Source organism: Variovorax pasteuri (assembly GCF_051216435.1).
Taxonomy (GTDB): Bacteria; Pseudomonadota; Gammaproteobacteria; order Burkholderiales; family Burkholderiaceae_C; genus Variovorax.
Genome location: NZ_JBPJZS010000008.1, coordinates 1 through 13,033, shown reverse-complemented (window position 1 = coordinate 13,033; position 13,033 = coordinate 1). Strand labels below are relative to the sequence as shown.

The window sequence follows — 13,033 nt, the reverse complement described above, 5'->3', positions numbered from 1 at the left end:
CGCCGGGAACCTCAGCGCTTCTTGCTGCGCTTGGCGTAGTTGCGCATCGCTTCGTAGCGGTACACGCGAAACCCGTCCCGCTGCATGAAGCTGAGCGGCTCCCAGCCGCGTGCCAGCGCACAGTCGGTGATCTGCGCCATCTGTACGCCGAGGTAGTCCTGCAGGCTGTCGGCCACCGCGAGCTCGAACTTCCTGAGTTCGCGGTCCAGCGATTCGATCGCGGCGATCGCGGCTTCGACGGTGGTGAAGGGACGCACATGCGTCACCGCGTTGCTGCGCACCAGGGTGCGCGGCTGCGGACGGCTGTCCGCGCCGAAGTTCACGCTGGCCCCGCCGTCCATGCCGTTGAGGCCGCCGATGCTCATTGCGTTCATGCCATGAATCCCATGTGTCGCTCCTCCTGCGCTTCAACGCAGGTGAACGACTCAAGGCAAGCGGCATGCCTTGCGCAAACCTGTGGGAAACGGCGTGCCAGAGGCGTCGAAGCGACCGCAAAGCCACACAAATGTGAATTGATGTGACTTTTTCGTCGCATCCTGAAACAAATATGGCATGCCAGCTGGCATGCCATATTTCAGAAAACCTTCAGCCGCCGGGACGGCTGCAAGGCGGGCCGACGCTCAATCGCGCTCGTCGTACCACCCGTTCGGCGGACGGTAGGGATAGCCGGGTCCGTAGTAGACCCGACCGGGCGGCGGCGCGTAGACGGGCGCCGGGCGGTAGTACACGGGCGGCGGCGGCCGGTAATAGACCGGCGGCGGCGCTTCGTAGTAGATGGGCGCCGGATACGGATAGACCGGCGGCGGCGCGTAGTACGGTGCCGGGTAGGCCACGCCAGGCGTGCCGATCTGAACCGACCAGCTGCCGCGCGCGCTGGCCCCGCCCGCTGCCAGCAACGCAACGGCCGCTACGGCGCCGACGGCGGCCCATTTGAAAACAGAAGATTGAGGTTTGGAATTCACAGGGGCTCCGGGGCCAAGGGCGGACGGTGTCCGGGTGCCCAGACAACGCCGCAACCCGTGCCACGGTGCACCGGGCGGCGCAAAAGCGGGTTGCCAAAGGCGAGCAACCCGCAGCGTCCGCGGTTCAATGCGGATCAGCGCGCAATTTCGCGGCGCGAGAGCATCACGTCGCCGCCGGTCGTGTTGAAGGCGATGGTGGGCGCGCTGAAATCGCTCAAGGGGGCACCCAGGCCGATTTCGCCGCTGCCGTGCAGCACGCACTCTTCGCGGCGCAGGGCGATCTCGGTGCTCGGGCCGCCGTTGCCGTGAAAGCGCACCCAGGTGCCGTAGGTGCTGACGTCGATCAGCACGCAACTGCCCTGGCGCATCTCGATGCGCGCATGCAGCCGCGACACGCGCGGGTCGTTCACCACGAACTGCGCGTCGTCGACACGGCCCAGGTGGATCGGCAGCTGTTCGATGCGGAACATCGAGCGCACGTCGAGCCAGGCCAGCTCGATCTGCCCGAACGAGGAGTCGGCCATGCGCGACGGTGCGAGCGAGGCGGGCACCGTGAGAAAGGAGGTCACCTCTTCCTGCCAGTCGATGCGATGCACGACCGGCATCTCGTTGCGACCGCGGATGTTGATGTGGCCCAGGTCCCGGTGCTGCACCGACCCCTCGTGCAACTGCGAGATGACCGCATCGGTCACCCAGATCTGGCCGGGTCCCGCCAGGTCGCTGAGCCGCGAGGCCAGGTTGACGGCGTCGCCGTAGCAGTCGCCCTCGACCTCGACCACCTCGCCACTCGCCACGCCGATCTGCAACGCCATGCGCAACGGCTCCGGCCACACGAGCAGGCGCTTCTGGTGATAGCGCTGCAGTTCGATGACGGCATGCGTGGCGGCGGCACCCGTCGAAAAAATGGCGAACACGCCGTCGCCGAGCGACTTCACGACACGGCCGCCGTGCGTCTGGCATACGCCGCCGATCCATTGCGTCAGCCGCGTGACGGTTTCCGTGGCTCGCGCATTCCCCATGGCCTCGAAGACCCTGGTACTTCCCGTCAAGTCCGCGAATACGACTGTGGAATTGACACCCATGTTCTTGTGATTCTCGTTTTCAGATCGCTGTTGGTAAATGGCCGAGTCCCCACGTTACCCTGCAAACCATTTCCGTTGCTTGTGTGCATTGCCGCAAAAAGTGGACCGGCTTGCACGCCATATTTGTTGACGTTACATGTATACGCAACTTGCAACAGATCAGATGGGAGACAGTCATTCTTTGATATGTAGTACTTTAGAAAACAAAACCAGACATCAGAAAAGATCTCTAAGTAAAGCGTGTTGTTTACAAACAAGGAACACTGTTCCGGATCTTGTGCAATCGTGAACTGACGCTTAAGGTATCGAACGTCACTGCTCCCAGCAATACGCTTTTTGTCCCATGCTCTTTCGTCGCATTCTTCGCCTGCTGAAGCTGCCCGGCTTTGGTTCCCGTCAGGCTGCAGAGAGCCAATTGGGGCGCATCCGCACCGCAATGCTCTCGGTGCTCCAGGACCATGGCGGCAATTCGGTACAGCGCGTGAGCCAGCGGGTGCGCTTTGCGGCCGATGTCGAGTCGCTTTGGTATCTGCGCCAGGACGTGATGATTGCGCTGAGCGCGATCGACGGCGAAACCGCCGCGCGCCACCAGATGAAAACCATCAACAGCATGTTCAAGGGCGGCCTGCCCGGCTCGATGGGCCCCAGGGCCCACCAGCGCTTCACGCACGACGCCTGACCTGACCCACGCGTCAAGCAGCAACGGCCCTTCGGGGCCGCTTCTTTTTTCAATGCGCGTGGTGGTGATGGTCGTGCCCGTGGTGATCGTGATCGCCGGCCTCGTGCCGGTGACCCCAGACCAGAAACACGTCGCGCCCCTCGGCGGCCATCGACACTTTGGCGCCAACCGGAAGTAGTACTTTTGTCGCAACGTGCCCGAACGGCAAGCCAGCCAGCACGGGCACCTTGAGGGAGGCACGCAGCCGGTCGATCACGGTGTTGATGCCAAAGCCGCGGTCATAGCCCGGCACCTTGCGCACACCCGTGAACTGGCCGAACACGATGGCACGTTGACGCGCGAGCACGCCGGCCATCTTCAACTGGTCGAGCATGCGTTCGACGCGGTACGGGTGTTCGTTGGTGTCCTCGATGAAGAGCACACCCTTGTCGATGGCTGGAAAGTACGGCGTGCCGAGCAGGCTGGCCAGCACGCAGAGGTTGCCGCCCCACAGCACCGCGTCCTGCACGGCCTTGAACTTCAGGTCGGCGTCGCGCGCGGGCATGCGCCAGCCGGTGCCTTCGCCCTGCCCGCTCACGAGGTCGTCGAAGCAGGCTTCCATGATGTCGTCGGGGCCGGCTTCGGCGCCGAAGTCTTCGCCGACCGCAGGACCGGCCCACGTGACGGCGCCGGTCTTGGCGAGCAAGGCGTTCTGCAGCGCGGTGAAGTCGCTGCAGCCGACGAACTCGGTGCCCTTGCCGATCGCCTTGGCAATGGCCTTGTAAGGCAGCGCATCGAGGATGCGCGTGAGGCCGTAGCCGCCGCGCGCGATGAGCGCCACGTCGGCACCGCTGGCCGCGGCGCGCGAAATTGCCGCGAGCCGCGTGGCGTCGTCGCCTGCAAAACGCTGGTGCACCGAGAGTGCCGCGTCGTCGACTTCGACCTCGTGGCCCAGCGCCTTGAGCCGCTTCACGCCGCGTCGGAAGGCGGCCTTGTCGCGAATGGCACTGGAGGGGGAATAGATGTAGATGTGTTTGGTCACGTGGTCGAGTATCCCATTGCGTTGCGCACTTCAAGAGCGAGCGCCCGTGCCTGCGCCAACGTCGGCCCCGAGGAGGATGCGATGGGCCCGAGCGCGCGCAGTGCGGCTTCGTAGCCACGGTCGGGGTACGGCGCGCGCCATGCATCCTCGATGCGCTCATCGCCCTCGGGTGCGACGAGCGTCGCGACGAAAAGCTCAGGCACGAGGGCCTGCAACAGCGCGGCGAGTTCGGTGGCGGCCGCACTGTGCACCAGCACCAGCGGGCCCGCCTGCACGCCCGCGAGCCATTCACGCAGCACTTCACCATGCCACGCCAGCGTGTGCATGGTCTCGCGCTTGGGCTTGTCGCTCCGCCCGAAGCCGACCAGGTCGGGCACCAGCGTGCGCAGGCCCGGCAGGCCCACGAGGTGACGGAAGAAGTAGCCCCATTCGCCCGGGCCGTGCAGGCACAGGCAGGCTGCGAGCCTCTCACCTTCACTGCCTTCACTGCTTTCACCGCTTTCATCGACGTAGTGCATGCGCCAGCCGTGCAGCGCCGGCAGGTCCTGCATGCGACGCGGTGCGAAGGTGTAGTTCTCCAGCGCGGCAAAGCGTTCGGCCGGCGTGCGCAGCGCGTCGTCACGCAAGGGCTCGGCCTGCGCGCGCGCGGCGCTTCGGCGTTGCTGGAAGAAGGCCTGCAGCACCGCGGCGCATTCGTCGGCCAGCACCCCGCCCTGCACCTGCGTGCGGTGGTTCAGCCGCGGCTCGGCAAAAAGATCGAGCACCGAACCGGCCGCGCCGGTCTTCGGATCGGTCGCGCCGAACACCACGCGCGCCAGGCGCGAATGCAGCATGGCGCCCGAACACATGGCGCACGGCTCGAGCGTGACGAACAGCTCGCAGCCGTCGAGCCGGTAGTTGCCCAGGGCCGCGGCACCGGCGCGCAGCGCGTTGATTTCCGCGTGCGCACTCGGGTCGTGCTGCGCCACGGGGGTGTTGCGGCCGGTCGCGAGGAGCCGGCCGTTCTTCACCAGCACCGCGCCGACGGGCACCTCGCCCGCCGCAGCCGCCAGGCGCGCCTCGGCCAGCGCCAGCGACATCCAGTGCACGTCGCTCGGCGAGCTTGCTGGGGCGGCCTCAGTTGTCATCCGGCATCTGGCGCGTCTTGGCCGCGGCGTCGAGCGCGTCCTTGACCTGCTGCTGAACGCGCTGCGCCTGGTCGTGGGCAGTGCCGCTCGACTCCCCGGCAACCGGCGGCACGCCCACGGGTGCAGCCACGCTGGTCATCTGCTTCTTCGCGACCAGCCCTACGATCAGCAGGGCCAGCACGAGGCCGATCAATCCGAGTCCGCGCATCTCAGCGGCCTTCGGTCGCGGGCATGCCGAGGCGGTCCATCCACGCGGCCAATGCCTGCTCGTCCGGCGTGCCCGCGCTGTACATGGCGTGCATGGCGGCATGCGATTCGCGCCGGTGCTGGTTGAGCTTGACCTTGCATTGCAGCGCCGTCACGCGCAGCTCGAAACCGACGATGCCTGCCAGCATCTTGAGCTGGAACTCCTCGCCCAGGTCTCGCCATTGCTGCGCATACGCCGGCTCGTGGTCGCCGATGAGTTTCTTCAACAGCACGTCCTTCGCGCCTGGCTCCTCGACCAGGCGCGCCTCGACCGTGCAATGCACGGCGAGGTAGTTCCACGTCGGCACGCGCGCCAGGTCGGGATAGACCGACGGCGACAGGTAGGCGTGCGGACCGAGAAAGGTGACGGTCGCCCTGGGCCGCGCCTGCAGGTAGCGCCAGTGCGGATTGGGCTTGGCGCAATGGCCCCACAGAACCAGATCGTCGCCCTCTCGCTGTTCGGCCACCAACGGCAGGTTCGAGACGTAGGGCAGGCCGTCGTCGTCGTTCGAAATAAGGCTCGCGAACGGATGCGAGCGCATCAGCTCCAGCGCGATGGCCGGGTCCTTGGCGTTGAACTGCGGGGGCATGTACATGGGGCGGTTTCCTCGTGGGGCGAGGTCCGATTGTCCCCGAGCCGACCTATCTTGCGCGCGTTGCGCGCGGTTCTTCCAGCAGTTTCACCATGGCCGTGTAGCCACGCGCCTTCGCCAACTGCAGCGGCGTGTTGCCTTGGCGGTCCGCCAGCGCGAGGCTGGCGCCGGCACCGACCAGCGCGGCCAGCGTACGCTGGTGGCGCGGGCCGCCGTCGCCGAGCACGATGGACTCGATCACCGCCGTCCAGTGCAGGTTGTTGACATGGTCCAGCGGCGCGCCGGCCGCGATCAGCCGGCGCACCACCTCGTCGTTCCCGAGGTGCGCGGCCGCAATGAGCGCGGTGCCGTCGTAGCGGCTCGTGGTCTGCCCGGCACTGGCGCCGAGCGACAGCAAAACAGAGAGCGTGGCGGCATCGTCGGCCACCGACGCGATGGTGACCGCGTCGTAGCGGTCGTCCTCGAGCAGGTCGAGATTGGCGCCGGCCCTGGCCAGCAGCTTGACGGCCTCGCGCTGCCGCGCATGCGTGGCGACCTGCAGCGGCGTGCGGCCGCGCGTGTCGCGCGCATCGAGGTTCGCGCCCGAGGCGATCAGGCTCCTGAGCTTCGCCAGGTCGCCGTGCCACGCAGCCTGGTGCAGACCGTCATAGGCCTGCACCTCGGCCGCGAGCGGCGGCACCTGGGCGCACGCGACCGTCGACACGCCCAACCCGAGCGCGGCGACCAGCATGCCCGACCAGATACCGCGCGCGAACATCAGAGCAGGCCCTTGACCTTGTCGATGGCCGTGTTGGCGCATTGCTCGTCGAGGTGGCCGCCGGGCGCGCCGCCCACGCCGACCGCGCCGATCACCTCGTTGCCCGACTTGACCGGCACGCCGCCGCCCAGCAGCAGCACGCCCGGCAGGTACACCAGGTTGGCGCCGCCGGGGTTCTTCTGCGAGCCTTCCATCATGGCTTGCGTGGGCGCCTTCGACGAAGCCGAGGTCCAGGCCTTGCGCTCGCTCGAAGCCAGCGTGTGCGGGCCTGCGTTGTCGGCGCGCTGCACGGCACGCACGGTGCCGGCGCGATCGACCACGGTGGCCGCCACGTTGTAGCCGTTGGCCGCGCAGGCTGCCACGGCTTCAGACGCGAGCTGGTTGGCCAGCGCGAGCGACATGTTCCTTTCCGTGCGGACCGCAGCTGCGGGGGTCTGGGCTTGCGCGACCGAAGCGGCGAGCAGGACGGCGAGGCTGCCGAGGCGAAGGATGGTTTGCATTGTTCGTTTTCTCCAGTGGATTCGGGTGTTCGCGCCGGCTGTTGCCGACGGCTGCGCCACTGTAGAAAACAACGCGCGCGCCAGCCATTCGTACGGCTACGCGCGCCGCTCCGTAGAACTACGCAGCCCTGTCCACCAGCACGGCATAGCGCCGGATCAGCTGGGCCAGCGAATCACAACCGAGCTTGGCGAACAGGTTGGCGCGATGCGTCTCGACCGTGCGCGGCGACAGCGCCAGTTCGCGCGCGATCTCCTTGTTGGTGAGCCCCTGCACGATGAAGCCCAGCACCTCGCGCTCACGCTCCGACAGCTGCGCCACCTGCTCGCGCGCCGCGTTGTCGGCCTGCGAACGCTCGCGCGAGCGAACATGCTGGCGCACCGCGTGCTGCAACGCTTCGAGCAACTGCTCGTCGTCCACCGGCTTTTCGAGGAACTCGGCCGCGCCGGCCTTGAAGGCACGGCGGCACATCTCGACCGTGCCGTGGCCGGTCAGCATGATCACGGGCTGGTCGACCCCCTGCGCCACCAGCCGGTCGAGCACCGTGAGCCCGCTGATGCCGGGCATGCGCACGTCCAGCACGATGGCGCCCACGCTCGCGCGGTCGAAGCCGTCGATGAAGGCCTGCGGGTCGGCCCAGGCCTGCACCCGCAGGCCGACCGTGCCGATCAGCAGCGACAGGCCGTCGCGCACCGCCTGGTCGTCGTCGATCAGGTGGATGAGCGGCGACTGTGGCTGGTGGGGAGCGGGGGTGTTCATGACGAACGCTCCGCGGTGGGTGCGACGAGCGGCAGCAGCAAGGTGAAGCGCGCGCCGCGCGGCGACACGTTGGCCGCGCCCAGGCTGCCGCCCATGCCGCTGGCCAGCGTTTCACTGAGGCTCAGGCCCAGGCCCAGCCCGCCTTCGCGCGTGCTGAAGAACGGCTCGAACAGGCGCGGCAGCGCCTCCGGCGCAATGCCGCGGCCGTTGTCGGTCACGGTCAGCACGCCCTCCTGCCCATTGCGCCCGACCGACACCACGAGCCGGCGCTCGGCGGCGGGCACCAGCTCGAGCGCCTGCAGCGCATTCATCAGCAGGTTGTGAACGATCTGCTCCAGCGCCACCGCCTCGGCCTGCACGCGCACCGGCGCCTGCGCGGCGGCGTCGAACTGCGCGGCCACGGTGCGCTGCGCGAACTCGGGCGCCAGCAGGTGCATGGCGCTGCGCACCACCTCCTGCAGCACCAGCGGCTTCACGTCGCCGCCGGCTTCGGGCCGCTCGATCACGCGGCGCAGGCGCCCCACCACGCCGGCCGCGCGGCGGGCCTGCTCCACGGCCTGCCCCATCGCGTCGCGCGCGGTGGCCAGGTCCGGCGGATCGTCGTCGAGCAGGCGGCGCGCAGCCTGCGCGTTGGCCAGCACCGCCGTCAGCGGCTGGTTGAGTTCGTGCGCCAGGCCGGCCGAGAGCTCCCCCAGTGCATTGAGCCGCGCGACCTGCCCCAGGCGCAGCAGTTCTTCGGCACGCCGCCGCGCGATGCGCTGGCGCTGCGCGGCCCACAGCCCCGCCAGCAGCGCGGCCATGGCAGCCGCCCACGCGGCAATGCCGCGCCACGGCAACTCGCCCCAGCCCACCTGCCGTTCGGCCACCACGTCGAAAGGCTGGCTCGGAGACGCCAGCGCCTTGGTCAGCCCGAAGCGCCAGCCGTTGGCCGCCGGCACGCCCGGCTGCAGCACCAGTTGCTGACCGTCGCGCTGCAGGCTCAGGCGCACCGGGCTGCGCTGCGGGTTCATCGGCCAGTCGCGCCACGGCACGGAGCCGGCCAGGTCGATGTCCAGCGCGTAGCTGAACGGCGTGGCGCCCATCACGAGCACATAGCGGCCGTGGGCCAGGTCGAGGGTGGCGAGCTCGGCGCGGCGCTGGTCGCGCGAGCGCGCTTCCGCCGCCGCCAGCGCCTGCGCGGTGGTGCCCATCTGCGGGGTGTCGGTCCAGGGCTCGTCGCGCTCGCGCCGCTGCACGCGCAGGATCGAGGAGTACACGGACGGCAGGCGCTGCTCCGGATGGTCCGCGCCGGTGCTGGGCTCCAGCAACGCGAGCGTGGCCAGCACGGCGTCGTACTGCACCATCTGCTGGCTCAGCAGGCGGTGCGCAATGCGCACGTCGGTCTCGAAGTCCTGGTGCATCTGCGCGAGCTCGGCGCGCGCGATCCACACCGCGCCCACGGCGGTGAGCGCCAGCCATGCCAGCCACCAACCGCCCTGCGTACGCAACCACTGTTTCATGGCGCGGATTGTGCCCGCCACGCCAGGCCTGATCGATGTGGGCCGAGAATGCGGCCCAAGACATGGTTGAAGTACAGGACTCTCTTTTTCCCGAGCTGCCGCGCCCCGAAGAGGCGCCCGTGGCCGCGTCCGCGCCTTCCGAGGCCGAAGCGCCCGCCAGGAAGAAGTCGCGCACCGGCACCGTCGAGCCCGCGCCTGCAGACCCCGCACTCATCGAACTGGCGGCCGCGCTGCCGCCCAACCTGCGGCTGGGCACCTCGTCGTGGAGCTACCCCGGCTGGGCCGACCTGGTGTGGGACGGCGAATACGCCGAGAGCGTGCTGTCGAAGCACGGCCTGCACGCACTCGCCAAGCACCCGCTGTTTCGCACCGTGAGCCTGGACCGCAACTTCTACCGCGCCCTCACCGCGAGCCAGTACGCCCGCTACGCGGCCATGGTGCCCGACGACTTCCGCTTCATGGTGAAGGCGCCGAGCCTGGTGAGCGACGCCACCGTGCGCGACGAAAGCGGGCGCGGCATGCAGGCCAACCCGGTGTTCCTGAGCCCCGATATCGCGCGGCAGGAGTTCGTGCTGCCCGCGCTCGAAGGGCTGGGCCATCGCATCGGCGTGCTGGTGTTCCAGCTGAGCCCGATTCCGGGGCACATCCTGGCCGACCAGCCTGCGCTGCTCGCGCGCATCGCCGAAATGCTCGATGCCTTGCCCGGCCTGAAGCAGGTCGCGCCCGACGCGGTGTTCGCCGTCGAGGTGCGCGACCCGCAGTTGCTGAACCCCGCCTTCGCCGCGATGCTGCGCAGCGTGGGCGCCACCTTCTGCATGGGCCTGCACGCCAAGATGCCGCCCATCGAAGACCAGTTGCCGATGCTGCGCGCGCTGTGGCCCGGGCCGCTGGTGTGCCGCTGGAACCTGCACCGGCGCCACGGCCGCTTCGGCTATGAGGATGCGGAAAAACTCTACGGCCCGTTCGACAGGATCGTCGACCCCGACCCCGAAACCCGCGCCGCGCTGGCCAAGGTGATTGCCGGCACCACCCGTGCGGGCCAGAACGCCTTCGTCACCGTGAGCAACAACGCCGAAGGCTGCGCGCCGCTGACCATTGCGCAACTGGCGCGCGACCTCACCGGCCTGGCGTCGCCTTAGCCGATGTTCTGCTTGGCGGCGACGGTCATCTCGACCTCGACCGTCGCGTTCTTCGGCAGCGCATAGACACCGACCGCCGTGCGCACATGCACGCCGGCGTCGCCGAACACGCGGTGCAGCAGGTCCGACGCGGCATCGGCCACCTCGCTTTGCTGCGTGAAGTCGGCCGTGCACTGCACGAACACACCCACGCGCAACACCTTCTCGACCGCATCGAGCGAGCCGAGCGCCCGGCGCAGCAGCGTGAGGCTGCGCAGCGTGCAGATCTGCGCGCCCTCCTGGGCCCTGGCCAGCGACACCGCGTCGCCGACGCGGCCGGTGACCACCACCGTGGTGCCCACGCGCGGCACCTGCCCGCTGAGGTAGACCGTGCGGCCGTCGCGCACCAGGGGCACGTAGTGGCCGCCGGCAATGATCTCGCCGTCGAAGCTGTGACCCAGCTCGGCGGCAATCTGGTCGGCGGTCTGGTCTCGGGTCTTGTCTGTCATGGCTGTTCCGTGAAAGGGAGCGTCATTGTCGCCATCCCCTTCGCCGCGGAACAGATACAGACGATGCGGATCGAGGGCGGAACAGACAGGGCGACCAGGTGCCGGCTTGGGCCGACCTGCAGACCTGCGGCGGGGCGCTCGTTCGTGTCAGGCGAGCGCTGTGTCCAGGTGGGCGTCGGGCCACCGGCCGAGCACCTCGTGCACGCCCTCGCCCACGTGGCTGTCGATCAGCACGAGCGAGCCTGCGGTCCACTTGACGGGCGCTTCGAGCGCGTGCTTCTCCAGCTTGCGCCGAGCATAGGCCAGCGTCATGTGCGGCGTGAAGGCGCGCGAGGGCTTGAGGCCCGCATCGGCCAGCGCTTCGCCCAGGCGCTGCCGGAAAGCCATGAGGGCCGTGGTGTTCTTTTCGTCGTCGGCGCACAGCACCAGCGCGCCTTTGGTGTAGCTCATGGCCTTGTCGAAGACGATGTCGAATGCCGGGGCCGCGACCGCGGCGGCCGCGCTCGAGGCCTGCGCCACCGTGTCGGGTGGCACCTGCGCGTAGCCGCCCAGGTCGAACAACGTGACATGCAGGCGATGCGCCTGGACCGGTGTTCCCTTCAATGCGTGTTGCGAGTTCATGCGTTCGCCGAGCGCCTCGATCGACGTGGCGTCTTGCGCGTGGGGAAGCAGTGCAAAAAAGAGCGAGTGCGGCAGCACTTGCTTGCTGCGCGCCTTGCTTCGGGGGCGCGGCAGGGGCCGCGGCGGGGGATCGATACCGGGAAGAAGAAACTGTTCTGACATGCCTCGATCATCGCCCATGGACCTGCGCGCTTCATGCGCCCTTCAGCAAGTGCCAAGCAGGTCTTCAGGCTGGTTTTTGAGAATCGATGCACACGGGCGGACAGGCTCCATCGCCGTCTGCCTGTGACACAGATCCCAACGACTCCAACCAGGAATTTCATCTTGAAGCATTCGCCAGCCTGCACCCTCACCTTCTTCACGGCACTTCTTCTGGGCACGGCTGCGCACGCCGCCGGCCCCGAACAGGACACCGGCTTCTATGCGGGCGGCGCCATCGGCCGTTCGAGCTTCAGCCTCTCGTCGTCCAGCAACGCGCCCGCGCCGTGGGGTGGCGAAAAAAGCAGCAAGGCCGGCACGGCCTACAAGCTGTACGGCGGCTACCGGCTGACGGAGCACTTCGGCGTGGAAGCCGGCTATGCACGGCTCGGCCGCGTGAGCCAGTGGCGCTCGGCCTACGGTGCTTCGACGCTGCAGAGCGGCTCGGGCCAGGCCTTCTATGCGGCGGCCACCGCAAGACTGCCGCTGGGCGACGCCTTCGCCGTCAACGGGCGTCTCGGCATTGCGCGCGGGCGTATTTCCGGTGGCGACAACGGCGCACCTGGCGACCGGCGCTTCTCGGGCAGCGCCAACGGCGTCATGGCAGGCTTCGGCGCCGAATATCGGGTGACGCAGAACCTGGCGATCACTGCGGACTACGACTACTTCGGCAAGCTGTCGAAGCAGGCCAAGGGCGGCATGCTGACGGTGGGCCTGAAGGCGAGCTTCTAGACCCCCGATGCATGCCGGGGCACAACGCCGTCGTCCATCGCCTTCCAGGAGGCCGCATACAAGCGCGGCTGACCCTGTATCGGATTCAGTTCCGTCCTGCGATAGAAGCTTTACCTGTCAGGGCTTCACGAACCGATAGGCGAAACGATCGGTCTCGCCCTTGATCGAGGGATCGAACACCTTGACCGAGTGCGTATCGTCCTTGTCCGCCAGCAAGGTGCTCTCCGCGTCGAGTACGAAGCCGGCCGCCTCCACTTCCTCGCGAACGGATACCGGCTCGATCCGATGCAGCGACGGAGCGACGTTGGTTCCTGCGCCGGCGGCAGCGGCGTGGTCGACGACGACGTAGAACCCGCCGGGCTTCAGCCGTTCGAATACAGCTTGATTGAAGAGGGCCGCCGTCGCACCCCTGGCCTGGGCCAGCGCGGTGTGGAGGTCGTGATAGAACAGGTGCAGCCACACGACGTCCGCTGGTTGCGTTGCCTCCGGCAGCGCCACGAGGTCTGAGGAGACGACTTCGACGTTCTCCCGGCCCGGCTCCTTCGCAAGCGCTCGCATGCGGCCGACCGGATCGTTGCTGAAGTGGGCGACCTCGGCCGGCACGAAGCTGTAGACCCGCCCTTCGGGTCCCA

At 68.2% G+C, this 13,033-nt stretch carries 17 protein-coding genes; 3 read left to right on the top strand and 14 right to left on the bottom strand.

The features are described 5' to 3' along the window. Nucleotides 1-11: 11 nt before the first annotated feature. From ACSFBM_RS25070 to ACSFBM_RS25060, 3 genes are all read right to left on the bottom strand, one after another. The gene (locus ACSFBM_RS25070; protein WP_435486809.1) at nucleotides 12-365 is read right to left on the bottom strand and encodes a hypothetical protein; all 354 of its coding nucleotides are present in this window, start codon (nucleotides 363-365) and stop codon (nucleotides 12-14) included. 255 nt (nucleotides 366-620) lie between these two features. Next, nucleotides 621-962 carry a hypothetical protein gene (locus tag ACSFBM_RS25065; protein ID WP_435486808.1) on the bottom strand — a complete coding sequence of 114 codons (342 nt, stop codon included), beginning with the start codon at nucleotides 960-962 and terminating at the stop codon, nucleotides 621-623. 134 nt (nucleotides 963-1,096) lie between these two features. Beyond that, nucleotides 1,097-2,044, bottom strand: coding sequence for an adenylate/guanylate cyclase domain-containing protein (locus ACSFBM_RS25060; protein WP_435486807.1), 948 nt, complete (start codon nucleotides 2,042-2,044; stop codon nucleotides 1,097-1,099). Nucleotides 2,045-2,387: 343 nt separating this feature from the next. Between ACSFBM_RS25060 and ACSFBM_RS25055 the strand changes: the two genes are divergently transcribed. Then, nucleotides 2,388-2,723, top strand: coding sequence for a hypothetical protein (locus tag ACSFBM_RS25055; RefSeq protein ID WP_435486806.1), 336 nt, complete (start codon nucleotides 2,388-2,390; stop codon nucleotides 2,721-2,723). Between the two features lie 49 nt (nucleotides 2,724-2,772). Here ACSFBM_RS25055 and ACSFBM_RS25050 read toward each other — a convergent pair whose 3' ends face one another. From ACSFBM_RS25050 to ACSFBM_RS25015, 8 genes are all read right to left on the bottom strand, one after another. Then, nucleotides 2,773-3,744, bottom strand: a complete 972-nt coding sequence (locus ACSFBM_RS25050; protein WP_435486805.1) for an LD-carboxypeptidase — start codon at nucleotides 3,742-3,744, stop codon at nucleotides 2,773-2,775. Next, nucleotides 3,741-4,871, bottom strand: a complete 1,131-nt coding sequence (gene tadA, locus ACSFBM_RS25045) for a tRNA adenosine(34) deaminase TadA (protein ID WP_435486804.1) — start codon at nucleotides 4,869-4,871, stop codon at nucleotides 3,741-3,743. Before tadA ends, ACSFBM_RS25050 begins: the two co-directional genes overlap by 4 nt. Further along, a complete protein-coding gene (locus ACSFBM_RS25040) occupies nucleotides 4,861-5,079 on the bottom strand; it encodes a hypothetical protein (protein WP_435486803.1) in 219 nt (72 codons plus the stop codon). Before ACSFBM_RS25040 ends, tadA begins: the two co-directional genes overlap by 11 nt. 1 nt (nucleotide 5,080) lies before the next feature. After that, a complete protein-coding gene (locus ACSFBM_RS25035; RefSeq protein ID WP_435486802.1) occupies nucleotides 5,081-5,713 on the bottom strand; it encodes an FMN-binding negative transcriptional regulator in 633 nt (210 codons plus the stop codon). A gap of 46 nt (nucleotides 5,714-5,759) precedes the next feature. Further along, nucleotides 5,760-6,467, bottom strand: a complete 708-nt coding sequence (locus ACSFBM_RS25030) for an ankyrin repeat domain-containing protein (RefSeq protein WP_435486801.1) — start codon at nucleotides 6,465-6,467, stop codon at nucleotides 5,760-5,762. Continuing rightward, nucleotides 6,467-6,967, bottom strand: a complete 501-nt coding sequence (locus tag ACSFBM_RS25025; RefSeq protein ID WP_435486800.1) for a GlcG/HbpS family heme-binding protein — start codon at nucleotides 6,965-6,967, stop codon at nucleotides 6,467-6,469. The genes ACSFBM_RS25030 and ACSFBM_RS25025 overlap by 1 nt, the downstream gene beginning before the upstream one ends. A gap of 118 nt (nucleotides 6,968-7,085) precedes the next feature. Next, nucleotides 7,086-7,724 (bottom strand): response regulator transcription factor, encoded by a 639-nt coding sequence (locus ACSFBM_RS25020; protein ID WP_435486799.1) that lies wholly within the window; start codon nucleotides 7,722-7,724, stop codon nucleotides 7,086-7,088. After that, nucleotides 7,721-9,223, bottom strand: a complete 1,503-nt coding sequence (locus ACSFBM_RS25015; RefSeq protein ID WP_435486798.1) for a sensor histidine kinase — start codon at nucleotides 9,221-9,223, stop codon at nucleotides 7,721-7,723. The genes ACSFBM_RS25020 and ACSFBM_RS25015 overlap by 4 nt, the downstream gene beginning before the upstream one ends. Nucleotides 9,224-9,285: 62 nt before the next feature. Between ACSFBM_RS25015 and ACSFBM_RS25010 the strand changes: the two genes are divergently transcribed. Continuing rightward, nucleotides 9,286-10,362, top strand: a complete 1,077-nt coding sequence (locus ACSFBM_RS25010; protein WP_435486797.1) for a DUF72 domain-containing protein — start codon at nucleotides 9,286-9,288, stop codon at nucleotides 10,360-10,362. Here ACSFBM_RS25010 and ACSFBM_RS25005 read toward each other — a convergent pair. After that, nucleotides 10,359-10,850, bottom strand: coding sequence for a RidA family protein (locus ACSFBM_RS25005; protein WP_435486796.1), 492 nt, complete (start codon nucleotides 10,848-10,850; stop codon nucleotides 10,359-10,361). The genes ACSFBM_RS25010 and ACSFBM_RS25005 overlap by 4 nt on opposite strands. A gap of 147 nt (nucleotides 10,851-10,997) precedes the next feature. Then, nucleotides 10,998-11,471, bottom strand: a complete 474-nt coding sequence (locus ACSFBM_RS25000; RefSeq protein ID WP_435486795.1) for a 2'-5' RNA ligase family protein — start codon at nucleotides 11,469-11,471, stop codon at nucleotides 10,998-11,000. Nucleotides 11,472-11,795: 324 nt separating this feature from the next. On the opposite strand from ACSFBM_RS25000, the gene ACSFBM_RS24995 reads away from it, so the two are divergent. Beyond that, nucleotides 11,796-12,401: a porin family protein gene (locus ACSFBM_RS24995; protein ID WP_435486794.1), complete on the top strand. Its 606-nt coding sequence runs from the start codon at nucleotides 11,796-11,798 to the stop codon at nucleotides 12,399-12,401. Nucleotides 12,402-12,518: 117 nt separating this feature from the next. Here the strand turns inward: ACSFBM_RS24995 and ACSFBM_RS24990 are convergent. Continuing rightward, nucleotides 12,519-13,033: class I SAM-dependent methyltransferase (locus ACSFBM_RS24990; RefSeq protein ID WP_435486793.1), on the bottom strand; the 515-nt coding region annotated here is incomplete at its 5' end.